Annotated in this window: 20 protein-coding genes; 16 read left to right on the forward strand and 4 right to left on the reverse strand. The window is 74.8% G+C overall.

Annotation, left to right across the window (positions count from 1 at the left end):
• Positions 1-110 precede the first annotated feature (110 nt).
• Complete coding sequence (locus tag AMIR_RS19190) at positions 111-3,365, forward strand: GH92 family glycosyl hydrolase (RefSeq protein ID WP_015802615.1); 3,255 nt, start codon at positions 111-113, stop codon at positions 3,363-3,365.
• Positions 3,366-3,428: 63 nt separating this feature from the next.
• Here AMIR_RS19190 and AMIR_RS41155 read toward each other — a convergent pair whose 3' ends face one another.
• Complete coding sequence (locus tag AMIR_RS41155; protein WP_041836867.1) at positions 3,429-3,683, reverse strand: phosphotransferase; 255 nt, start codon at positions 3,681-3,683, stop codon at positions 3,429-3,431.
• A gap of 240 nt (positions 3,684-3,923) precedes the next feature.
• Between AMIR_RS41155 and AMIR_RS19200 the strand changes: the two genes are divergently transcribed.
• The 7 genes from AMIR_RS19200 to lspA all read left to right on the forward strand — a co-directional run bounded on the left by AMIR_RS19200 (position 3,924) and on the right by lspA (position 9,537).
• Entirely contained in the window at positions 3,924-4,742 is an 819-nt protein-coding gene (locus tag AMIR_RS19200; RefSeq protein WP_015802617.1) for an alpha/beta fold hydrolase, read from the forward strand.
• Positions 4,739-5,914, forward strand: a complete 1,176-nt coding sequence (locus tag AMIR_RS19205; protein WP_015802618.1) for a PP2C family protein-serine/threonine phosphatase — start codon at positions 4,739-4,741, stop codon at positions 5,912-5,914. The genes AMIR_RS19200 and AMIR_RS19205 overlap by 4 nt, the downstream gene beginning before the upstream one ends.
• Positions 5,911-6,249 carry an STAS domain-containing protein gene (locus tag AMIR_RS19210; RefSeq protein WP_015802619.1) on the forward strand — a complete coding sequence of 113 codons (339 nt, stop codon included), beginning with the start codon at positions 5,911-5,913 and terminating at the stop codon, positions 6,247-6,249. Before AMIR_RS19205 ends, AMIR_RS19210 begins: the two co-directional genes overlap by 4 nt.
• Before the next feature lie 248 nt (positions 6,250-6,497).
• Entirely contained in the window at positions 6,498-7,016 is a 519-nt protein-coding gene (locus tag AMIR_RS19215) for a hypothetical protein (protein WP_015802620.1), read from the forward strand.
• Positions 7,017-7,147: 131 nt separating this feature from the next.
• On the forward strand, positions 7,148-7,693 hold the full coding sequence (locus tag AMIR_RS19220) for a Chromate resistance protein ChrB (RefSeq protein ID WP_015802621.1): 546 nt from the start codon (positions 7,148-7,150) through the stop codon (positions 7,691-7,693).
• An 8-nt stretch (positions 7,694-7,701) separates the two neighbouring features.
• Positions 7,702-8,859 (forward strand): MFS transporter, encoded by a 1,158-nt coding sequence (locus AMIR_RS19225; protein ID WP_015802622.1) that lies wholly within the window; start codon positions 7,702-7,704, stop codon positions 8,857-8,859.
• Positions 8,860-9,000: 141 nt separating this feature from the next.
• On the forward strand, positions 9,001-9,537 hold the full coding sequence (gene lspA / locus AMIR_RS19230; RefSeq protein ID WP_015802623.1) for a signal peptidase II: 537 nt from the start codon (positions 9,001-9,003) through the stop codon (positions 9,535-9,537).
• Between the two features lie 13 nt (positions 9,538-9,550).
• Here lspA and AMIR_RS19235 read toward each other — a convergent pair whose 3' ends face one another.
• Positions 9,551-10,006 carry a VOC family protein gene (locus AMIR_RS19235; RefSeq protein WP_015802624.1) on the reverse strand — a complete coding sequence of 152 codons (456 nt, stop codon included), beginning with the start codon at positions 10,004-10,006 and terminating at the stop codon, positions 9,551-9,553.
• Between the two features lie 40 nt (positions 10,007-10,046).
• Entirely contained in the window at positions 10,047-10,832 is a 786-nt protein-coding gene (locus tag AMIR_RS19240) for an AfsR/SARP family transcriptional regulator (RefSeq protein WP_015802625.1), read from the reverse strand.
• Between the two features lie 236 nt (positions 10,833-11,068).
• Here AMIR_RS19240 and AMIR_RS39320 point away from each other — a divergent pair, with 236 nt between their 5' ends.
• The 7 genes from AMIR_RS39320 to AMIR_RS39325 all read left to right on the forward strand — a co-directional run bounded on the left by AMIR_RS39320 (position 11,069) and on the right by AMIR_RS39325 (position 20,800).
• Positions 11,069-11,242 carry a thiazolylpeptide-type bacteriocin gene (locus tag AMIR_RS39320; RefSeq protein ID WP_015802626.1) on the forward strand — a complete coding sequence of 58 codons (174 nt, stop codon included), beginning with the start codon at positions 11,069-11,071 and terminating at the stop codon, positions 11,240-11,242.
• A 71-nt stretch (positions 11,243-11,313) separates the two neighbouring features.
• The gene (locus AMIR_RS19245; protein WP_015802627.1) at positions 11,314-13,767 is read left to right on the forward strand and encodes a lantibiotic dehydratase; all 2,454 of its coding nucleotides are present in this window, start codon (positions 11,314-11,316) and stop codon (positions 13,765-13,767) included.
• Positions 13,764-14,852: a lantibiotic dehydratase C-terminal domain-containing protein gene (locus AMIR_RS37385; RefSeq protein ID WP_015802628.1), complete on the forward strand. Its 1,089-nt coding sequence runs from the start codon at positions 13,764-13,766 to the stop codon at positions 14,850-14,852. Before AMIR_RS19245 ends, AMIR_RS37385 begins: the two co-directional genes overlap by 4 nt.
• Entirely contained in the window at positions 14,849-16,408 is a 1,560-nt protein-coding gene (locus AMIR_RS19255) for a hypothetical protein (RefSeq protein ID WP_015802629.1), read from the forward strand. Before AMIR_RS37385 ends, AMIR_RS19255 begins: the two co-directional genes overlap by 4 nt.
• Positions 16,405-18,105, forward strand: coding sequence for a TOMM precursor leader peptide-binding protein (locus AMIR_RS19260; protein ID WP_015802630.1), 1,701 nt, complete (start codon positions 16,405-16,407; stop codon positions 18,103-18,105). Before AMIR_RS19255 ends, AMIR_RS19260 begins: the two co-directional genes overlap by 4 nt.
• Positions 18,102-19,244, forward strand: a complete 1,143-nt coding sequence (locus AMIR_RS19265) for a hypothetical protein (protein WP_143760792.1) — start codon at positions 18,102-18,104, stop codon at positions 19,242-19,244. Before AMIR_RS19260 ends, AMIR_RS19265 begins: the two co-directional genes overlap by 4 nt.
• Positions 19,244-20,800 carry a thiopeptide-type bacteriocin biosynthesis protein gene (locus AMIR_RS39325; RefSeq protein ID WP_015802632.1) on the forward strand — a complete coding sequence of 519 codons (1,557 nt, stop codon included), beginning with the start codon at positions 19,244-19,246 and terminating at the stop codon, positions 20,798-20,800. The genes AMIR_RS19265 and AMIR_RS39325 overlap by 1 nt, the downstream gene beginning before the upstream one ends.
• Here AMIR_RS39325 and AMIR_RS19275 read toward each other — a convergent pair.
• A complete protein-coding gene (locus AMIR_RS19275; protein ID WP_015802633.1) occupies positions 20,776-21,435 on the reverse strand; it encodes a TetR/AcrR family transcriptional regulator in 660 nt (219 codons plus the stop codon). The genes AMIR_RS39325 and AMIR_RS19275 overlap by 25 nt on opposite strands.
• A gap of 88 nt (positions 21,436-21,523) precedes the next feature.
• Between AMIR_RS19275 and AMIR_RS19280 the strand changes: the two genes are divergently transcribed.
• Positions 21,524-22,372: an alpha/beta hydrolase gene (locus AMIR_RS19280; protein WP_015802634.1), complete on the forward strand. Its 849-nt coding sequence runs from the start codon at positions 21,524-21,526 to the stop codon at positions 22,370-22,372.
• The last annotated feature ends 321 nt before the right edge of the window (positions 22,373-22,693 follow it).

Consider the following 22,693-nt stretch of genomic DNA (forward strand, 5'->3'; position numbering starts at 1 on the left):
CGACCGGCTGCCCCGAGCGGGTCCGACCCGCGCGCGTCACCTGTCCGGTTGGCGACAGAACCCGCTCACGCTCTGGGAGCGTCCGCGCACTCTCAGTACTTTCGGGGACCATGCACCCACGAGGAGCACTGGTCACCGCGCTCGCGGCGGTCCTCACCGCCACGATGGCGACCCCGGTCGCCGCCCAGCCCGCACCCCTGGTCGTCCCCGACCCCGCAGCCCACGTCGACCCGCTGATCGGCACCACCAACCTGGGCAACACCTTCCCCGGCGCAGTGCTGCCGTTCGGCATGTTCTCCTTCAGCCCCGAGGGCACGCGCGGCAACACCCTGCGCGCCGCCGCGCCCGGCGGCTACCGGCACGACGCGACCCGCCTGCGCGGCTTCAGCCTCACCCACATGTCCGGCACCGGCTGCGCGGGCGGCTCGGGGGACGTGCCGCTCTTCCCGCACGTCGGCGAGGTCGCCACCAGCCCGGCCTCGGACGCCACCGACGCTCTCTACGCCAGCGACTTCGCGCACGCCGACGAGACCGCCAAGCCCGGCCGCTACGACGTGCGGCTGAAGTCCGGCGCGCAGGTGGAGCTGACCGCGACCACCCGCACCGGCGCGGGCCGCTTCACCTTCCCGGCGGGCAAACCGGCCACGGTGCTGGTGAACACCGCCAAGTCGCAGGTGGGCAGCAGCGACGCGAGCACGACCGTGGACGCGGCCGAGCGCACCGTGACCGGGTCGGTGACCAGCGGCAACTTCTGCGGCTACCTCAACCAGGCCGGGCGGCGCAGCTACTACACCCTGCACTTCGCCCTGGAGTTCGACCGCCCGTTCACCAGCGTCGGCACCTGGACCGACGCGGCCGTGACCCCCGGTTCGACCTCGGCGCGCGGCGGCACCACCTACGGCACGAACGGCTGGCCGGTGCTGGGCAAGGGCTCCGGCGCGTACCTGGGGTTCGAGCCCGGCTCGACGGTCGGCGTGCGGGTGGGGATCTCGTACGTCAGCCAGGACGGCGCGGTGCGCAACCTGCGCGCGGAGAACACCGGCAGGCCGTTCGAGGACCTGCGCGACGACGCCTACCGCGCCTGGCAGGACCAGCTGCGCAAGATCGAGGTGGGTGGCGGCTCGGACGCCGACCGCACCAAGTTCTACACCGCGCTGTACCACTCCCTGCTGCACCCCAACGTGTTCAGCGACGTCGACGGCCGGTACGCGGGCTTCGACGGCGAGGCGCGCGAGGTGTCCGGGCGGCAGAGGGCCCAGTACGCCACGTTCTCCGGCTGGGACGTCTACCGCTCGCAGGTCCAGCTCCTCACCCTGCTCGAACCCGATATCGGCTCGGACATCGCGCAGTCGCTGCTCAACCAGGCCGAGCAGAACGGCGGCGTGTGGGACCGCTGGACGCACGCCTCCGGCGGCACGCACGTGATGAGCGGCGACCCGTCCGCGCAGGCCCTCGCCGGAATCCTCGCGTTCGGCGGCGAGAGGTTCGACGTGCGGGCCGCGACGAAGTCCCTCGTCAAGGCCGCCACCACGCCCACCGCGCTGGACCTGAGCAAGGAGGGCTGGGCGGTCATGTCGGTCGGGCAGCGGCCCTCGCTCGACAAGTACCTGCGGCTGGGCTACATGCCGTCGGTGTCGAACGCGTGGGGCGGGGCGGCCGAGACCCTGGAGGTGTCGGGGGCGGACTTCGCGCTGAGCCAGCTCGCCGAGCGCACCGGCGACCGGGCGACGGCGCGGCGGTTCGCCGAGCGCGCCCAGTGGTGGCAGAACAACTACGACCCGGTGGCGCACAGCACCGGCGGGTACGTCCGCAACCGCGACGAGAGCGGCGAGTGGGCGCCCGGCTTCACCCCGGACACCGGCACCGGGTTCGTGGAGGGCAGCAGCGCCCAGTACACCTGGATGGTGCCGCACAACGTGGCCGGGCTGGTGGAGTCGCTGGGCGGCGCGGAGCGGGTCAACCGGCGGCTGGACGACTTCTTCCACGACGCGGACGGGAGCTGGGCGCTGTCCAAGCACGGCGGGGCGAAGTCGGAGCTGGACAACGAGCCGTCGCTGAACGTGCCGTGGCTGTACAACTACACCGGCCGGCCCGCGAAGACCCAGGAGACCGTGCGGGAGGTCGTGAACACGCTGTGGACGACCGGTCCCGGCGGGATTCCCGGCAACGACGACCTGGGCGCGATGTCGTCGTGGTTCGTGTTCGCCGCGCTCGGCCTGTACCCGCAGGTGCCGTCGCGGGCGGAGCTGGTGCTGTCCGCGCCGCTGTTCACGTCGGTGGTGGTCCACCGGGACGGCGGGCGGGACATCAGGATCACCGCGCCGGGGGCGTCGGCGCAGACCAAGTACGTGCGGGCGTTGAAGGTCGACGGGCGGGCGAGCACCAGGACGTGGGTGGACGACTCGCTGGTGCGGCGCGGCGGGAAGCTGGACTTCACCCTGTCCACGACGCCGACCTCGTGGGGCACGGGGGCCGGTGACGCGCCGCCGTCGTTCCGGCGGGGCGAGAAGCCGATCCGGCACGACCAGCCGTTCCACTTCGCGGTGGAGCCGGGCAGCCCGGTGGTGCAGCCCGGCGGGACGCTGGCGGTGACGATCGTCAAGACCCGGCTGTACGACGGCGATCCCAAGGTGCGCTACGAGGTGTCCGGGCCGCCGGGACTGGAGTTCGGGCCGGTGACGGGGTCCGATCCGGCCGAGTTCACCGTGACGGCCGCGCCGGACGCCGCACAGGGCTTCCACCCGGCTTCGGTGACGGTGCTGGTGGCGGGCGCGGAGCCGGTGGAGCTGCCGCTGGTGGTGAAGGTCGCGCCGGAGGACTCGATGCTGGCGGCCGTGGACAACGCCGGGATCTCCGACGACGCGACCGGAGCGGCGGACTTCGACGGCGGCGGGTACAGCTACTCGCGGCAGGCGCTCGCGGCGGCCGGGTTGGTCGCGGGCGGGACGGGATCGGTCGACGGCCTGGCGTTCGCCTGGCCGGACTCCCCCGCCGGGCTGCCGGACAACGCGGTGGCGGACGGGCAGCGGATCACCGCCGAGGGGACGCGGCTGGCGTTCGTCGGGTCGGCGACGAACGGGCAGCGGGCCGAGGACGCGGTGGTCGAGTTCACCGACGGGTCCACCGCGACGACGCAGCTCGGCTTCAGCGACTGGACGCTCGGCGGCGGCGGGTCGGCGCCCGCGTACGGGAACGTGGTGGTGGCGACGACGCCGTACCGGAACCAGTCGGGCGGCGGGAAGGAGTCGGTGGCGACGCACATCTTCGCGACGCGGACGTACACCGCGCCGGAGGGGAAGCGGATCGCGGCGGTGGTGCTGCCGGTGGACGACGGGCTGCACGTGTTCGCGGTGGCGACGGGCTGACCGCTCGCGCCGGGCGGTCCCCCTGGGCCGTGGGACCGCCCCGCGCGGGTCGGCGCGGGTGGATCAGCGCGGGTGGATCAGCGCGGGTGGATCAGCGCAGGCCGTTGAGCACCGCGAGCTCCCGCCGTGCCCCGCGACGAGGTCGCCGAGGCGCTCCGGGTGCCCGAGCGTCAGCGAGGCCAGGTCGTAGGCTGCGTCTCCCCCGGCGGCCTCGGACCAGTCGAGCACACCGGTGACCTCGTCGCCGTCCAGGAACACCCCGCCCACCCGCAACGTCGCGCGCTCGTGGTGCGCGACGACCACCTCGACCTCGTCCACCCGGTCATCATCGTGGCGATCCGGGAGGCCGGGGAGCACCGGTAGGACCACTCGTTCGGGCGAGCACCCCCTTTTCCAGACCGCACTTCACCCACCCGTGCGGGGGATGCCCCACCTGGGAATGATTCCCCGTGACCAAGAAACCCCCTAGCCCCTCAAGGATCTACCCGTTCGTGCCGATGTTAGGACGATCGAGTGATGTCGTCCCAAGCGAACGGCGCAATGAGATACTTCCCGCTCATGAACATCCGCAGCAGGAACAACGTGCTGGTCACCGGCTCGCCGACCGGTCGGCCAGTGGTCTTCTCCCACGGCTTCGGCTGCGACCAGAACATGTGGCGCCTGGTCACCCCCGCGTTCGAGGCCGAGCACCCCGTGGTGCTGTTCGACCACGTCGGCGCGGGCAGGTCGGACCTGACCGCGTACCGGCGCGACAAGTACGACTCGTTAGAGGGGTACGCCTCCGACGTGCTGGAGGTCCTGGCGGAGCTGGACCTGCGCGACGCGGTGTTCGTCGGCCACTCGGTCAGCGCCATGATCGGCGTGCTGGCCGCCAACCGCGACCCGTCCCGCTTCGGCGCGCTGGTGCTGGTGTGCCCGTCGCCGCGCTACGTGGACGACGGCGACTACCGGGGCGGGTTCAGCCCGGCGGACATCGAGGAGCTCCTCGAGTCCCTGGACAGCAACTACCTCGGCTGGTCCGCCGCCATGGCCCCGGCGATCATGGGCGTCCCGGAGCGCCCGGAGCTGGGCGAGGAGCTGACCGAGAGCTTCTGCCGCACCGACCCGTCGATCGCCAGGCACTTCGCGCGGGTCACCTTCACCTCCGACAACCGGGCCGACCTGCCCGGCGTGTCGGTGCCCACCCTGGTCCTGCAGTGCCGCAACGACGTGATCGCCGGGCAGCGCATCGGCGCGTACGTGCGCGACTCGATCCCCGGCGCGCGCATGGTGCTGCTCGACGCCACCGGGCACTGCCCGAACCTCAGCGCCCCCGAGGCGACCACCGACGCCATCCGCGGATTCCTGGCCGAGCAGCCGGGGAGGAGCAAGCCGTGACCAGACCCTCCGACCAGCGCGTGGCGCCGGACGTGGACGGCGAGGACGCCGCCGTCGCGTTCTCCGCGCTGCTGGAGGACAGCGTCGAGGACCTGTACGACCGCGCGCCGTGCGGGTACCTGTCCACGCTGCTGGACGGCGAGATAGCCAAGGTCAACTCGACGCTGCTGGACTGGCTCGGCTACCGGCGCGAGGAGCTGGTGGGCCGCCGGTACCTGGTGGACCTGCTGACCGTGGGCGGCAAGCTGTACCACGAGACGCACTACGCGCCGATGCTGCGGATGCACGGGCAGGCGCGGGAGATCGCGCTGGACCTGGTCGCCGCCGACGGGCAGCGGCTGCCGGTGCTGGTGACCGCGCAGGTCAAGAACGGCTCGGACGGGCAGCAGCAGCTGATCCGGCTGACCGTGTTCGACGCGCGGGAGCGGCGCTCGTACGAGCGGGAGCTGGTGCGGGCCAGGCAGGAGGCCGAGCGGGACCGGGAGCAGCACCGCAGGCTCACCGAGGCGCTGCGCCGCACCCTGCTGCCGCCGACCCTGCCGTCGCTGCCGGGTCTGGAGGTGGCCGCGCACTACCGGGCGGCGAACTCCGACGAGGTCGGCGGCGACTTCTACGACGTGTACCCGCTGTGCGGCGGGGACCGGCTGGGGTTCTTCGTCGGCGACGTGAGCGGGCGCGGACCGGCGGCGGCCGAGCTGACCTCGGTGGCCCGGTACGCGCTGCGCGGGGCCGCGATCACCGAGTCCGGGCCGTCGGCGGCGCTGGGCAGGCTGAACGAGGTGCTGCGCGGGCAGCGCGACGGGGTTCCGGAGTTCTGCACGGCCGTGGTGGGCGTGCTGCGGCCCGTGGACGACGGGTTCGCGCTGGCGCTGGCCAGCGGCGGGCACCCGCCCGCGCTGGTGGTGCGCGCGGACGGCGCCGTGGAGGTGCTGCACACGCCCGGCGCGCAGCTGGTGGGGCTGCTGGCCGCGCCGAGGTTCACCCGCCGCACCGCGCGGCTCGCGGTGGGCGACGTGCTCGTGCTGCACACCGACGGGCTCGGCGACGACCTGCTCGACGGGGTGCGGCCGGGGTCGGCGCGGGACGTGGTGGACGAGCTGGCCGAGCGGTTGGCGGGCAGCGGCGGCAAGGACGACGCTGCGGTGCTCGCGTTCGGGGTGGGACCGGCGTGAGCGACCTGACGATCACCAGGACGACCACCGCGACCAGGCACGTGGTGACCGCGACCGGGGAGCTGGACCACCGCAGCGCGTCGCGGCTGCGGGAGGCGATCGCCGGGGTGCCGCTGGGGAGCGGGCACCACCTGGTGCTGGACCTGAGCTCGCTGGCGTTCTGCGACTCCAGCGGGCTGACCGTGTTCATCGGGGCGCACGAGCGGGCGGAGGCGGAGCAGGCGGCGTTCAGCCTGGTCGGGCCGCCGCCGCCGGTGCACAAGATGCTGCGGCTGACCGGGCTGGACACGGTGCTGACCGTGCTGAGCAAACCGGCGGGGCTGCTGCACCCGTGAGGCGGGCCGCGCGGCGGGGACCTCCCGCCGCGCGGCCGTCACGGGCGGATTTTTCCTCCGCTCCCGTTTCCCCTTGCAGAACTTCCCGGTCGGGTTGTCGTGTTACCGGTTGACCCACCCGACCGGCCCAGCCCACCGATCCACTTCCCCGGCGCGACCGGGAATCATTCGGACACAGGTGTGGAAGCGCTCCCCGGTGGTGCGACGGCAATTGCCGCCGGGGGTTTGCGGGGGCTGGAGTTAGGGGCATGAGAACTCGCCTCCTCGCGGCCCTCGCCGCCACGCTCACGTCGCTGCTGCTGTTCTCCGCCCCGGCCCAGGCCGCTCCGGGCGACGCGAGCTGCCTCCTCGGCACCGGCGTCACCACCTACACCCCGCCCATCAGCCTCACCCCGGCCTCGACGACCATCGACGAGGACCTGAACCTGAGCTGCACGTCCGTGCCCGACCCGGCCGTCACGAGCGCGCAGATCGACAACACCGAGACCGCGACCCTGTCCTGCCTGCTCACCATCCCCGGCTCGCTGTCGGGCACGCTGTTCGTGGTGTGGAACACCAACGAGGTCAGCTTCTTCGAGTACACCCGCACCACGGTGACGGTCGGGGGCCAGCAGGTGTCGACCTTCACCGGTCTGATCACCGCCGGGAAGTTCGACGGGGCGTCCGCGACGCTGGTCGTCACGGCGGTGTCGCTGGACGTGATCTCCTGCCTGCTCGGCAGCGGGATCTCCTCCGCGACGAGCACCGCCACCCTCGTCGTCGCCTGAATCCCGTGGACGACCGCGACCCGATCCGCCTGGGGATCGGGTCGCGGTCCAGCGCGTTTCCCCAGGTTTCCCACAATTGCCGCCCGAACTTCATCACCGCCCTATTTGTAACGGCTGCTACATTGACCTCTGTGACGGATCAACGCACGTCTTGGCTGGTGCTCGTCGTCCAGGTGCCCGCGACGCCGAGCAGGCACCGGGTCGCGGTGTGGCGGGAGCTGCGGCGGATCGGGGCCCTCTCGCTCGGGCAGGGCGCGTGGGTCGTGCCCGACGCGCCGGTGTTCGCGGACGGGGTCGCCCGCGTGGTCGAGCTGGCCGAGCGCGGTGAGGGCGAGGTGCTCGTGCTGGACGCCACCGGGCGCGCCGAGACCGACTCCGCGCGGCTGGAGGCGATGTTCACCGCCGAGCGGGCCGAGGAGTGGGCCGAGTTCCTGGCCGACTGCGGCAAGTTCGACGCGGAGATCGACAAGGAGATCCGCAACGGCAAGTTCACCATGGCGGAGCTGGAGGAGGAGGAGCAGAGCCTGGAGCGGCTGCGGCGCTGGCACCGGGACGTGCGGGTGCGCGACCTGTTCGGCTCGCCCGACGCCGCCGAGGCGGACCGGCGGCTGGCGCACTGCGCCGAGCGGCTGGCCGACTACACGGACCGCGTCTTCCGAGCGCTGCACCAGATGTGAGCGCCGACGTGACCGACTCCCCCGACTCCCCGCGCGCCCGCCTGCTCCCCCTGTACGCGGCGGGTTTCGTCACCGCCTTCGGCGCGCACAGCATCGCCGCGAGCCTCGGCGACTACACCGGCGGCGCCGCGTCGCTGCTCGCGCTCGGCCTGCTGCTCGCCGTCTACGACGGGGCCGAGGTGGTCCTCAAACCGGTGTTCGGCGCGCTCACCGACCGCATCGGCCCGCGCCCGGTGCTGCTGGGCGGCCTGCTGGCGTTCGCCGCGGCCTCGGCCGCGTTCGTGCTCGCGGGCAACCCGGCGCTGGTCGGCCTGGCCCGCCTCGGGCAGGGCGCGGCGGCGGCGGCGTTCTCCCCGGCGGCGAGCGCGCTGGTGGCCAGGCTGTCCCCGCAGGCCAGGCACGGGCGGGTGTTCGGCGGGTACGGGGCGTGGAAGGGCCTCGGCTACACGCTCGGCCCGGTGCTGGGCGGCGTGCTGATCCACCTGGGCGGCCACCCGCTGCTGTTCGGCGTGCTGGCCGGGCTGGCGCTGGCCGTCGGGGCGTGGGCGCTGGTGGCGGTGCCGACCGTGCCGCCGCTGCCCCGGACCAGGCAGACCGTGCTGGACCTGGCAAGGCGGCTGGGCTCCGGGTCGTTCCTGCGCCCCACCGCGACCCTGGCGGGCGCGACGGCGGTGCTCGCGGTGGGCGTCGGCTTCCTGCCCGTGGCGGGCGCCGACCTGGGCCCGCTGGCGACCGGCGCGGTGGTGTCGCTCCTGGCGGCCACGGCGGCGCTGGTGCAGCCGTGGGCCGGGCGGTGGCGCGACGCGGGCCGGGTCGGGGACGTGGCGGGCATGGCGGGTGGCCTGGTGGTGGCCGCGGCGGGCGCGGTGGCGGCGGCGACGCTGCCCGGCGCGGTCGGCCTGGTGGTGGCCGCGCTGGCGATCGGCGCGGGCACCGGCCTGGCGACGCCGATCGGGTTCGCCCACCTGGCCGCGCACACCCCGCAGGAGCGGGTCGGGCAGACCATGGGCGCGGCCGAGGTCGGGCGCGAGCTGGGCGACGCGGGCGGCCCGCTGCTGGTCGGGGCGATCGCGACGGTGAGCACCCTGGGCTTCGGCCTGCTCGGGCTGGCGGCGGTGCTGGTGGTGATCGCGCTGCTCGTGGCGCGCGGCGCGGCGACCCGGTAGGCCGGTGGCCCTGGCCCCGCGGGGGTCGGGGCCCGGCGGCGTCCTGACCCGGCGCTGTCCTGACCCGGCGCTGTCCCGGCCCGGCGCTGTCCAAGCGGGCTGTACTGTCGCGCCCAGTACCCCGACCGGTGGGAGGCCCCGGTGCAGCTCGACGCGAAGACCACCCGCCCCACCGGCCGCGCGGCGCTGTTCACGATCGCGGCGGTGGGCGCGGTCGTGGACCTGGCGGCCAAGGTCCTGGCCGAGCGGAACCTGCTCGACGGCCCGGTCGACCTGGGCCCGCTCCAGCTGCGCCTGCTCCACAACGAGGGCGTGGCGTTCAGCCTGGGCTCGTCGCTGCCCGCGTGGGTCGTGACGGTGGTGACGGCGCTGATCACCCTCGGCGTGGCCCTGTACGCCCACCGCACCGCCCCGACCACCCCGCGCTGGGGCCGGGTCGCGCTGGCGCTGGTGCTGGGCGGCGCGGTCGGGAACCTGGTGGACCGGGCGTTCGACGGCGCGGTCACCGACTACTTCCACACCGGCTGGTTCGCGACGTTCAACGTGGCCGACGTGCTGATCAGCGCGGGCGCGGTCCTGCTGGTCCTGGTCACGCTGCTCACCCCGGAACCGAAGCCCGACCCGGAACCGGAACCGGAGCCGGGCTCGACCCCCGAGCCGGAACCCGCCGAGCGCTAGCGCGCCCCCCGGCTCAGACCACGCAGAACTCGTTCCCCTCCGGGTCCTGGAGCACCACCCCGTAGTGCCCCATGTCCGGCTCGTCCATGACCCGCAGCACCCCCGCCCCCGCCGCGACCAGCCGCTCCACCTTCGCCGTCACCCGCTCGACCCGCACCTCCAGCGGCACCCCGCGCCCACCCCCCACCTTCAAGTCCAGGTGCACCCGGTTCTTCCCCGCCTTGGCCTCGGGAACCTGCTGGAACCACACCCGCGGCCCCACCCCCGCCGGGTCCACGACCGACTCCGGCGTCTCCCCCGCCCCGTCCGCGAACTCCTCCTCCGGCACCCCCGAGGCCACCCAGTGCTCGCGCCACGTGGCGTGCCCGCCGGGCGGCGGCTCGGGCACGTACCCGAGGGCCTCGGCCCAGAACGCCACCAGCCGCCGGGGGTCGGCGCAGTCGATCGTCAGCTGCAGAATCGTCTCCACCCCCGCAGCCTGCCGCAGGGGTCCGACACCCGCGCCCGCGTCACGCCCGCCCCAGCACCGCCCCGACCACCGCGCGCGCCTCCGGCCCCGGTCCGATCCCCAGTTCGGCGCCGAGCACCCGCTCCAGCCGCCGGTACACCTCCACCGCCCCCGCCCGGTCCCCCAGCAGCACCAGCACCCGCATCAGCGCGACGTGCGCCGACTCGCGCGCCGGGTTCGCCGCCGCCTGCGCGGCCAGCAGGTCGGCCGCCTCCTCGCACGCCCCCAGCTCCACCTTCGCCGCCGCCAGGTGCTCCACCACCGCCAGCCTGCGCTCGCGCCACAGCCCCGCCACCGCCACCGAGGGCTCCGAGGGCACCAGCCCCGCCAGCCCCTCCACCGGCCACCCCGCCAGCGCCGCCCCCAGCTCCGCGTCGGCCGCCTCGGCGTCCCCGAGCCGCAGCGCCGCCACGCCCCCGCGCGCGTGCTCGGCCACGCGCAGCGCGTCCACCGACTCGGGCCGCACGTCCAGCCGGTACCCGTGCCCGACGTGCACCAGCAGCCCGCCCAGCCCCCGGCCCACGTCGTCCAGGCAGCGGCGCAGCCTGCTCGCGTACAGCTGGAGGTTCTTCCCGGCGCTGCGCGGCGGCTCCTGCTCCCACAGGGTGTCGAGCAACCGCCCGGTCGACACGGCCGCGCCCGCGTCCAGCGCCAGCGCGACGAGCAGCGTGCGCGCCTTCACCCCGCGGGGCACCACGCCGCGCACGTGAGGGCCGCTCAGCTCCGGCCCGCCGAACAACCGGATCGTCACGTCCTGCTGCGCACGCGCCACCGCACGGACCGCCATCCCCGCTCCTCCACCGCCCCTGGTCCCGCTCTCCCGCCAGCACCCCAGTTATGTCCTACCCGGAGTCACCGGTCGTTCTCTCCGGAGCCCATAGGGGAGGTCGATCACGGCGCATACCGGACGTATACCGCCACGTGGGAGCGTGCGCCCCGAGCCCCGGTGACCGGACCGGCGCGCGCTGAGCTGCGCCGATCCCGATTCGGGGAACCGCAAGGAGATCCGGAGAGGACTTGACGATGGACCTGACCTTCGACGAATCCGAGCTCGACCTCGGCGACCTGGCCGTGACGGCGATGCGGGACGCGGTGGCCCTGCCGGAGACCGGCGCCTCCACCGCGGCCTGCTCGTGCAGCAGCACCTCGTGCTGCTGCTGCCAGCAGCCGCCGACGCCCGAGTTACCGCAGGTGTGACCGACCGGGGCCGGGGACCGTCCGCGCGGGCGTCCCCGGCCCCACCCGCGACCGACCCCCAGGAGCACCCGATGACAGGCCACGGCACCAGCACCGAACTCGCGCCGTACGCGCTCGTCCGGGTGGCCGCGCTCGCCCACCCCGGTCCGGCGGGCTCGGACTTCCGCGCCGCGCTCGCCGCGCTGGCCGCGGTGGAGGCCGACCTCGCCGCGCTGGCCGGGGACCTGGCGGAGGCGCTGCACGACAGCGCCGCGCACCACGGCGCCGACTTCCACCGCGCGGTCGTGCTCCCGCTGCGCCGCGACGTGCACAACCACCGCCCGCCGCACCACGGGCGCGACCTGGGCGACCTGCCGGAGCGCGTCCCGCTGCTGGCGAGGTGGCTGGCGGCGCACGGGGCGCGGGCCGAGGCGGAGGCTGCGGCGCTGGCCGCGTGGCCGGACGCGCTGGCGAGGTCCAGGGCGTGGCTGGCTCGGGTGTGCGCGGCCGACGCGCCCCGGCTGGCGAGCGCGCTGACCGGCGCGGACCTGCTGCAGGGCATGGACCGCACGGCGCGCCTGCGCGGCGTCCCGGACCGCAGGGCGCGCAAGGCCGAGCCGACGCTGCTGCGCTACGCCCTGCGCGCCACCGCGAAGACCAGCCCGCTGTCCTGGCACACCCACGTCGGCTGGTCGACCTGGGACGACCGGGCGGTGGCTCCCCCGCTGCCGGGACCCGCGGTGTCGCACCCGGCGGCGCACCGGTTGCTGGTGACCAGGTTCGCGACCGCGCTGGGCCCGCTGCTGCCGCACCGCGTGGCGGCGGGGCTGCGGGTGCGCGACGGCCGGGTGCTGTTCCGCCGCGACACCCCGGTGGCGGGCGTGGGGCGCGCGGACGTGGTGCGCGAGGAGGAGGTGGACGTCGCCGCCACCGGCCCGCTGCGGTTCGTGATCGCGCTGGTGCGCGACGCGGGTCCGCCGGGACTGCGGCCGGCGGAGGTGGAGGCGGCGCTGGCGGCCCGGCTCCCGGAGGGGTCGGCGGACGCGGCGCGCGGGTTCGTCGCGCGGGCGCGGGAGCTGGGGCTGCTCGTCCCGGTCCCGCCGGTGCACCCGCAGGAGCGGGACCCGCTGACCGCGCTCGCGACCTGGCTGGCCGACCAGCCCGCCGGGCAGGCGAACCCCGACCCCGCCGCCTTGGCCACCAGGCTGACCGCGCTCGCCAGGACCACCGCGGAGTTCGGCGTCACCCCCGCCCCCGCCAGGGCCGCCGTGCTCGCCGAGCTGTCCGGGGGCTGGCGGGAGCTGGGCGAGCGGGTGGGCGCGGACCTGACCGGGGTCGCGCCGGTGGTGGAGGACGTCGTGCTGCCCGAGGCGACGACCACCCCGCTGGGCGCGTTCCCGGAGCTGGCCCTGCTCACCCCGCTGCTGATCGCGTTCGACCAGCACGTCCTGCTGCGCCGCCTGATCACGGCCAGGTTCACCGAGCGGTTCGGGGTCGGCGGCGTCGCCTCGCCGGCCGACAGCTCGGGCCCGATCACGGCGGCCTGGCAGGACAGCACGTCCCCGGTCGTCCCGACCGATCCCGCCGCGCGCGAGCTGCTGGCGGTGCGGGAGGAGCTGGCCGGGGCGGTGCGCGGCGGCGTGATCACCGACGCGCTGCTCGACCGGGCGGCCGGGCTGCTGCCCGCGTGGACCACCCGGCGTCCCGGCTCGTACGGCTTCTTCGCCCAGCCCACCGGCGACGGCCGCCTGGTGGTCAACCGGGTGTACTCGGGGTTCGGCAAGTTCACCAGCCGCTTCCTGGACCTGCTGCCGGGCGCGCGCGAGGCCGTGACCGCGCAGGTGCTGCGGCACACCGACGACCCGGTGCAGTTCCGCCCGGTGCGCGGGTTCAACCCGAACCTGCACCCGCTGGTGGGGGCGCGCGAGGTCGGCGAGGACGCCCGGTGGGCCGACCTGCTCGCGGACGACCTGGACGTGCGGCACGACCCGGACGCCGACGAGGTGCGGGTGACCCTCCAAGGCCGCCCGCTGGACGTGCTGTACCTGGGGTTCATGGTGCCGATCTCGCTCCCGGACCGGCAGGCGGCGCTGTACTCGGACCTGTCCTGCGGGTGGATCGACCTGGACGCCCTGCGGGAGCGGGAGGTCGACGGCGGGGTGACCCGGCTGGGGCCGCTGGCGCACCGGAACGTGGTGCTGGCGCGCCGGTCCTGGGGGTTCCCGGTCCCCCCGGTGGTCGGCGCGGAGGAGCGGGCGGCGCTGGACGTGGCGCTGCTGCGCGCCCGGCACGGGCTGCCCGAGCACGTGTTCGTCGGACCGGACGGCGCGCCCGACTCGGCCGAGGCGTACCGGCACGCGCTGACGGCGCGCAAGCCGCAGTACGCCGACCTCGGCGACCCGCTGCACCTGCGCTGCCTGCCGCGCCTGCTGGCCGGTTTCCCGGACGGGGTGCGGTTGACCGAGGCGCTGCCCGTGCCGGGGACCGCCGCGCCGGACGGCCGGGTGGTCGAGCTGGTCGCGGAAACCTACTGGAGGAACTCGTGATCGACGTCGTCTGCCACTACCGCGACCCGGTGAAGGCGCCCCTGCTGCGCGACGCCGTGCTGCCCGCGCTCGCGGCGGCCGTCGACGCGGGCGCGGTGGGGCACCTGGAGCGGCACTGGTTGCGGGGGCCGCACGTGGTGGTGCGGTTGGACGGTCCGGACGGGGTCGTGGGGCAGGCCGCCGAGCTGGTCGCCGGGCGGTTGCGGGCGCACCTGGTCGAGCACCCGTCCACTGTGGACGTCACGGACGGCGAGCTGCTGGAGCGGTCGCGGCAGAGCGGGATCGCGGAGCTGGTGCCGCCGCCGTACGGGCCGATCCAGCCGGACAACACGGTGCTCGTCGAGCCGACCGACCTCGCCCCGGTGCTGCGGTTGGCGGGGTCGGACGAGCTGGTGGAGCTGCGCACCACGAGCCTGCGGTTGGGTGTTCCGGCGATCGCGGACGCGGTGGCCCTGGACCGCACGAGCCAGGGGCGGGTGCAGCTCGCGCTGGTCGCGATGGCCGCGCACGCCTGCCGCTTCCCCGCCGGGATCGCCAACGGCTACCACTCGTTCCTGTCGCACCTGGAGGGGTTCCTGGGGCACGGCGACCCCGGCGGGGTGCTGCGGGCGCGGTTCGACCGGGTGTGGGAGCGCAACGCGGACGCGGCGGTGGCGGCCGTGCGCGCGGTGCTGGACGGCTCGGCCGGGGTGGTGTGGGCGGAGTGGTCGGACGCGGCCCGCGCGCTGGGGGAAGCGGCCTTCGACCGGGGCGGGCTGCCGACCGGGCCGACCGGGCTGCTCGGGGAGCGGGCGCTGGAGCTGGGCGAGCCGGAGGCGGTGCGGCGGTGGCACCGGGAGCACATGGGCGAGCCGGGCGAGTACCACCGGCGGTTGATCGAGGTCGACTTCGACCACCCGGACTACCTGCGGCCGGTGACGGTGTACCGGGCGGGGACGAACGCGCTGTACCGGTTGCTGGCGGTGTGCGACGTGACGCCGGTGGAGCGGTACCTGGCCGCGAGCCTGCTGGTGCGGGCGGTGCAGCGGGTGACCGGGGTGCGGTGGGACGAGCAGGTGGCGGGGATGGCGAAGGTGGTCCGGTGAGCGGGGTCCTGCTGCGGTTGCGGCCGGTGGTGCACGCGACGCCCACCGGGAACGGGGTGCACGTGCGGGGCTGGCGGTCCAGCTTCACGCTCGACGGCGGGCGGGGGTTGTGGACGATCTGGGAGCGCCTGGCCGCGCCGCTGGCGGACGGGGTGCCGCCGGAGCGGCTGGTGGCGCCGGAGGGTGCGGCGCCGGTCGTGGCGCGGGCGCTGGAGCTGCTGATCGGGCAGTTGCGCGAGCACGACCTGCTGGTGGAGGTGCCCGCCGGGTGGGGTGGCGGCGGGGACGGTCAGCCGCCGCCGGACATCGCGGGGTGGCTGGAGTCGGTGGCCGCGAGACCCGTGGAGGCGTGGGGGTTGTTGCGGGCCGCGCGGGCCGAGGTGGTGGGTGAGGGGGTGCTCGCCGCCGCCGCGCGCCGGGCGCTCGTCGCGACCGGGGTGGAGGTCGCCGCGGTGCGGCCGGGGCCGGGGTTGCTGGTCGTGGTGGGGGCGCACGCGGTCGCCGGCGGGTGCGCGGGGGACGTGGGCTTCGTGGTCGCGCCCGGCGCGGTCGGCGAGGTGCTGGCCGACGCGGCGGGTGTCGCCGAGCGGCTCTCGGGCGGGGCGGGGGAACCGCCGGAGGTGCTGGCGGCGCTGGTCGCGTCGGCCGCCGCGCACCGGGTGGTGTGCGCGGTGGGCGGGCTGCCCGATCCGTCGACCGAGGTGGTGGACATGTGGCACGACGTGCCGCCGGGCGGCCCGCCGCAGCAGGCGGTGCTGGTGGCGCGGCTGGACCCGTTGCGCGCGGAGTACCACCCGTGGTTGTCGGTGGTCCGGCCGCGCGAGGCGGGCGGGGTGCCGCTGGAGGTGTTGGGGGACGAGGAGCTCGGGCCGGTGGCGACGCCGCTGCCCGGCGCGCTGCCGCAGCTGCCGGTGAAGCTGGCGGCGTCCGGGGAGGTGGTCGGGTTCGGCGTCACCGAGCACTCCGCGCGGCTCGACGCGCTGCTGCGGGCGGCGTCCCGGCTGGCGCCGGAGGGCGCGCTGATCGGCGCGGATCGGGTGCACGCCAGGGGGTTGGCGTTGCGGGCGGCGGTGCGGGGCCTGCCGGGCGAGGTGGTGGCCGGGCGGGAGTGGTCGGGCGATCCGACCGCGCGGCGGTGGTGGAAGGCCGTGGTGCTGCGGTTCGCGCTGCCCGCCGAGGTGGAGGTGACCCGGTTGGCGCCGGAGGTGGTGCGGGCGGTGGTGCGCTGCGGCGGGGTGGAGCTGTCCTGGGCGGTGGAGGCCTCGGCGGCCGACGCGGTGGCGTTCGCCGCGCTGGCCGCCGCCGGGCGTGCGCAGGTGGAGCGAGCGGGTGGGGTGGGCTGGGCGTCGGGACCGGTGGTGCTGTGCGGGGCGGCGCCGGTCGCGACGCCGGACGCCGCCGCCGCGCCGTGGACGAACCGGGACTGGCACTGGCCCTACGGGCTGCGTGACGTCGAGGAGGCGTTCCAGGAGGGGGTGCGGGCGCTCGCGGGTGAGGTCGAGCCGGTGGATCTGGGACCGGTGCTGACGGCGGCGGGGCTGGTGGCGTTCCGGTGAGCGACGTCGAGGTCGTGGAGCTGACCGGGTACGCGCTGGGCGAGCTGGAGCGGCTCGGGGTGGACGGGCCGGTGCTGCCGGTGCGGTTCGACGGCGCGCTGGTGCTCGTGGGGCCGGTGCTGGACGGGAGCGGGGTGTGCCTGCGGTGCGCCGAGGACGCCCGGCTCGCGGCGCTGGGGGCGGTGGTGCCGCGTGCGGACCCGGCGATGCGGGTGGGTGGTCTGGTCGTCCCCGCGCTGCGGCCGGTGCTCGACGCGCTGGTGGAGCGCGTGCTGGCCGATCCCGGCGCCCATCGTGATCGGGTGCTGGCCCTGCGGTCGGACCTGGGCGCGGTTGGCGAGCACCGGGTCCGGCCGAGGCCCGAGGGGTGTGCGAGGTGCGGGCCGCTGCCCGAGGACTCGGCGGAGGCCGCGAGCGTGGTGCGCGCGCCCGTGCCGGTGGAGCCGGGGTCGTTGCGCGGTGAGAACGCTGCGACCGCAGGGGATTCGGTGCGCCGCGAGCTGTTCGACCTGCGGCACGGGCCGGTGGGTGGGCTGCACCGGATCGGGGACCTGGTCGTGGCGGCGGTGAGCGCCGAGCTGGTGGGCGGGCAGGCCGGGTTCGGGCGCACGGGCGATTACGAGCACGCCGAGCGGGTGGCGCTGTTCGAGGCGGTGGAGCGGCACGCCGGTCTGCGGCCGAGGCGGGTCACCACGGTGGTGGAGGCCTCGTTCGCCGAGCTGGGGCCCGACCGGGCGCTCGACCCGGTGCGGTTGGGGTTGCCCGACCTGGAGTCGCCGCACGTGACGCCGTACCGGCCGGACGTGCGGATCCGCTGGGTGCACGGGTGGTCCTACACGCGGGGGCGGGCCGTGGCGGTGCCCGAGCACGTCGCCTACTGGGGGCGGGCGATCGGGCCGAGGTTCGTGGACGAGACGTCCAACGGGTGCGGCACGGGCAACAGCCTCACGGAGGCGGTGCTGCACGGGCTGTTCGAGGTCGCCGAGCGGGACGCGTTCCTGACCGCCTGGTACGGGCGGGTGCCGTTGCCGTCGCTGCGCTCGGACGACGGGCTGACCGCGCACGTGGCGGACCGGTTGGAGCAGGTGGGGTATCGGCTGGAGCTGTACGACGCGACGAACGACCTCGGGGTGCCGTCGGTGCTGTCGTTGGCCCGGCGGGTGGAGGGGCGGGGTGGGTTCCCGTGCGCGTTCTACGCGGCGGGGGCGGGGTTGGACGTGGAGGCGGCGGTGCGGGCCGCGGCGGCCGAGGTGGTGATGGACGTGGAGGCGGGGGCCAAGCGGTACCGGAGCGAGCCTGGGGACTACGAGCTGGAGCGGTTGCGGCGGATGCTCCGCGAGCCCCGGCTGGTGCGGACGATGGACGACCACGTGAACGTCAACGCGTTGCCGGAAGCGTTGGGGCGGCACGACTTCCTGGTTCCGGGGCCGGGGCGGGAGCTGGTGGCGCCGGACGTGCCGAGCGGTGATCTCGACGCGCTGCTGGAGCACTACGTGCGGCGGTGGGAGGCGTTGGGGCTGGAGGTGATCGCGGTGGACCAGAGCGATCCGGTGGTGCGGGAGCGGTTGGGGTTGTGCTCGGCGAAGGTGATCGTGCCGGGGGCGGTGCCGATGACGTTCGGGGAGGTGAACCGGCGCACGGGTGGCATACCCCGGCTGCGCCTGTCCGGTCCCCCGCTGCCGCACCCGTTCCCGTGAGCGGGGGCGTGGGCGTGGGCGGGGCTCGGGGTGGCAGCGGGGTCGGGGACGAGCGGGCGGCGCTGGCGGAGGCGTACGCGCACGGGCCGGGGCGGGTGGTGGAGCCGGGGGTGTCGCCGGCGGTCGCGGCGGCTGCGGGTGCGCGGATCCCGTTGCGCGCGCTGGCCGGGTGCGGGCGGTTCGGGGCGGCGGTGGCGCACCTGGTGACGGCGGTGGCGACGCCGCTGCGGTGGGAGCCGTGGAACCAGTACAACGACCACCGCGCGTACCCCTCGGCCCGTGCGGCGCACACCGTGGACCTGGTGCTGGTGGCGGGTGGGCGGTGGGTGCTGGACGCGGTGCGGCGTGAGCTGGTCGGTGACGGGACGCCCGCGCTGGGCGGGGTGGTGGAGATCGAGCTGGTGCGGCGGCGGGACCGGTTGTCGCCGGGGTACCGGGAGTTCGGGGACGTGCTGGCGGAGCTGGAGGTGGGGCACGTCGGGGCGGCGCTGGTCGAGCACGCGGGGCGGCTGGGGTTGCGGGCGGAGGTCGACGGGGTGGTGGTGCGGGTGTCCTCGCACCGGGAGAGCGGTGAGGCCGTCGCGCCGTCGCCGGTTCGGAGCTCCGGGGTGGGGGCGCGGGGCATCGCGGCCGATCCGAGGCCGCTGCCCAAAGCTGTGCTGGACGCGGTGGTGGGTGCGGTGGGGCGGTCGTCGGGTGGGGTGCGGCACCGGTTGGCGGTGCGCGGGGTGCGGGACGTCGTCGACGGCTGGTACGCGGTGGACGGCGGGCTGCGGGTGGTGGAGCCGGGGGACGCGGTGCGCTCGTTGGGGGCGGTGTTCGGGCACCCGCCGGGGGTGTTCGACGTGGCGTCGGCGAACCTGGCGCTGGTCACCACGGGTGATCCGGCGGAGGCGGTCGCGGCGAGCGGGCCGGACGGGTACCGGGGGCTGCTGCGGGCGGCGGGGGTCACCGGGCAGCACGTGTGCGAGGCGGCGGCCGGGGTGGGGGCGTTCTGCCGTCCGGCGCGGAGCGTGGACGACGGGGCGCTGGAGGGGCTGGTCGGGGCGCCTGCCGGGCACTGCTTGCTGTACCTGCTGGTGATCGGGCGTCCGCGTGGGGCGGGGTTCGCCTACGACCTGAGTCCGGTGGAGGCGTGATGACGTGGACCGGTGCGCACGTGCGGTTGTCGTGGGCGGTGGAGCACGTGGACGCGTTCATCGTGGACGTGCTCGCCCCGGCGATGGGCGGGGAGTGGTTCTACGTGCGGTACGGGGAAGGCGGGGCGCACTTGCGGGTGCGGGCTCGGGACGTTGGCCTGCCGGGGAAGTTGCGCGCGCTGGTGGCCGGGGTGGAGCACCCGGTGGTGGCGGACGGGACGGTGGCGGACGGGACGGCGGCGGACGGGGCGGCGGCGGACGGGACGGTGGCGGACGGGACGGCGTGGCCGCACGGGGAGGTGCGGGAGGTGCGGTACGAGGCGGAGGTCGCGCGGTACGGCGGGGTGGAGCTGATGCCGGTGGCGGAGGGGGTGTTCTGCCGCAGCACCGAGGTCGCGGTGGCGGTGCTGCGGTCGGCGCGCACGGCAGGCGCGCGCTTCACGGCCGCCGTGGAGCTGGTGATGGCGACGGCCAGCGCGGTGGGGTTGGACCGGGCGGGGGCGGCGGCGTGGTTGCGGTCGTTGGCGTCCGGGTGGCGGCGGACCGAGGAGGCGGTCGCGCCTCCGGGGGTGGCCTCGCACGCGGTGGCCCGGTCGTTGCACGCGGCGCGCGGGGCGCAGTTGGCCGACCGGTGGGAGCGGTTGGAGGGCGGGGCCACGGGGGCGGTCGCGTACTGGGTGGAGTGCGTGCGGGGGGCCGGGTTGCCGGTGCACGTGTGGGGCTCGCAGTTGCACATGCTGCTGAACCGGCTGGGGATCACGCCCGAGGAGGAGCGGGTGGTGTGCAGGCTGGTGGCGATGACGGCTGAGGCTCCAGGGGTGGTGGAGGGCGTGCACGGGGGTGAGGCGGACCGGCGGTACCTGGTGGCGAGCAAGTACCACGTGGGTGAGCCGGATCAGGGGCCTCGGGCGGAGCCGGTGGTGGCGTTCGGGGCGTTGCCGTGGCAGCGGGTGGTGGAGCTGCCGGACGCGGTGGCGCCGTCGGTCTCGCTGGTGGAGGCGTTGGCCGCGCGGCGGACGGTGCGTGGGGAGGCGTTGGCGGGTGGGCTGGACGCGGTGAGGCTGGCGACGTTGTTGTGGACGGCGCACGGGGCTCTGCCGGACGGGCGCAGGCCGCACCCGAGCGCGGGCGGGCGGTACAGCGCTCGGGTGCGGGTGCTGGTGTGGCGGGTGGCGGGGGTGGAGCCCGGTGTGTACGACGTGGACGAGGTGCGGCGGGTGCTGGTGCGGGTGGCCGAGGCGCCGCCGGAGCGGGATGTGGTGGTGAGTTCGATGTGGTTCGGGCGGGGGGAGGATCGGGTCGACCCGGTTGGGGTTCCGGCGGTGTTGGCGGTGTACGCGCGGGTGGGGGTGCTGCGGCGGTCTTACGGGACTCGGGCGTTGCGGTTGGCGCTGGTGGAGGGTGGGCACCTGGCGCAGAACCTGGCGTTGGTGGCGGCGGCTTGTGGGGTGCGGTTGGGGTTGTTCGGCGGGTTCCACGATGACGTGGCGCATGACGTGCTGTGCCTGGACGGGGTGGACGACGTGCTGGTCTACCTGGCGCCGGTGGCCGGGTGAGGGTGCGGCGGGTGAGGGTGCGGCGGGTTGTTCAGGATCAGGTCGACGGCGTTCTGCGGGCACGAGCCAGGGGTCAGGACCTCTTGGAGGAGCAGGCCTCGCATGGTGGCGGTGACGAGGGTGGCCCTGGTGAGGGCGGCGTCGGGGGTGAGGCCCTCGCGTTCGGCCAGTGAGGCCAGGAGCTTGGTGAGGTCGTCCAGGGATGAGATGAACTCGCGGAAGTCGTCCGGGCGGTAGGCGGCCAGGCCCACGACGTGGAAGAAGCCGCGGATTCGGGAGAGCTGGTCCGGGCGGGTGTAGACCTGCCAGATCGCGTGGGCGAGGTCGGCGAAGGTGGCCTGGTCGGCGGTTTTGACCAGGGTTTTGTTGTCTCGGGTGCGTTGGGCCCCGAGGACTGCCGCCAGGACGCCCGCCAGTGAGCCGAAGTGGTAGCGGAGGAGGGCGTGGCTGGTCCCGGTTCGGGTGGCGATCTCGCGGAGCGAGGTCTCCGGGGGTGGGAGGCCGTCGTCGAAGACGTCCAGGAGGCGGGTGAGGAGGCGTTCGCGGGCGTCGCCGGTGGTTGGTGTGCTGCTTGCGGTGGTTGACGTGCCGCTTGGTGTGCCGCTTGGCGTGCTTGGTGTGCTTGACAGGGCCACGGGGGTAGTTTATCCATTGGATAAGGGATTTATCCAATGGAAAACTTGTTGTCCCCCGTTGAGACGGGCGCGTTGTGAGGGAAACCTGATGAGCACCATGCTGCACGGCTGCTTCGCCGACACCGACTACTTCGAGGTGCGCTCCGGACGTGGGCTTGACTACGGGGTGTGGGTCACCACGCCGCCGAACTACGAGTCGGGGGTGGGTGAGGTTCCGGTTGTGTACGTGCTCGACGGCAACTGGACGGTGGGGTTGACGGCGCCGCTCATCGTGACGCAGCACGACCCCATGCAGCGGATCAAGCCGTACATCCAGGTCAGCGTGGGGTACGCGGGTGAGGAGGCGGCGGAGTGGGCGAGCTTGCGCAACCGGGATCTCGTGCCGCCCGGTGAGCCGGTCGCGCAGGAGTTCTTGGACGCCGTGGAGTTGGGGGTGCGGACGGGGGCGATGAGTCGTGAGCAGGCCGATGCTCACGTCGCCGAGTTGCGGGACACCAGGGCGGATGAGTTCCTGGGCTTCCTCACCTCGGAGCTGCACCATCGGATTGAGCGCGACTACGGCACGGCGGAGGGTGGACACGGGCTGTTCGGGTACTCGTACGGCGGGTTGTTCAGCCTCTACGCCTGGCTTGCCGGGGCATCCCTGTTCGAGAGCGTGGGGGCGGGAAGTCCTGGGGTGGCCAGTGCCGACAGCCGGATCTTCGAGCAGATCGAGGCGTTGGGCGAGCGGTCGGCCAGGCTGCACTTGACGGTCAACGACCGGGAGCTTCTGGGGGAGGTGCCGATCTACCAGAACCTCGCGAAGAACGCGGCCACGGTGCTGCACATGCTGACCTCGCGGGGGGCGGCGGTCAGTGGTGAGGTGCTGCGTGAGACGCATGTGACCGGGTTGCAGTCGTCGTTTTTGAGCTACCTGCGGGCCTGTCGGGCGGTGTGAGGGCGGGGAGGAGGGTTGGAGGTGAAGGGTTTACAGGCCGCAAGCCGAAGAGCCACAAGCCGAAGAGCCACAAGCACGCCTCGCCGGCGGGGCAGACCTCCAAAAAAGAGGGACACGGGCTCTGCCGGCCGGTGACGCTTCCGCTGGTGGTCTCGTTTACCACTGCGGTGGGCGGGGTCCCTCTTCTCCGTGTGGCCTCCTTTCAGGCAAGCACGCTCGTCAAGACGCCGGATGACTCGGGCGGTCTGCCGTGGCAGTGCGGCGGCATCTTGACAAGCGTGCTCGGGCTTCGCCAGGCCACACGGAGAAGAGGGACACGGG

Source organism: Actinosynnema mirum DSM 43827 (genome assembly GCF_000023245.1).
Classification (GTDB): Bacteria; Actinomycetota; Actinomycetes; order Mycobacteriales; family Pseudonocardiaceae; genus Actinosynnema; species Actinosynnema mirum.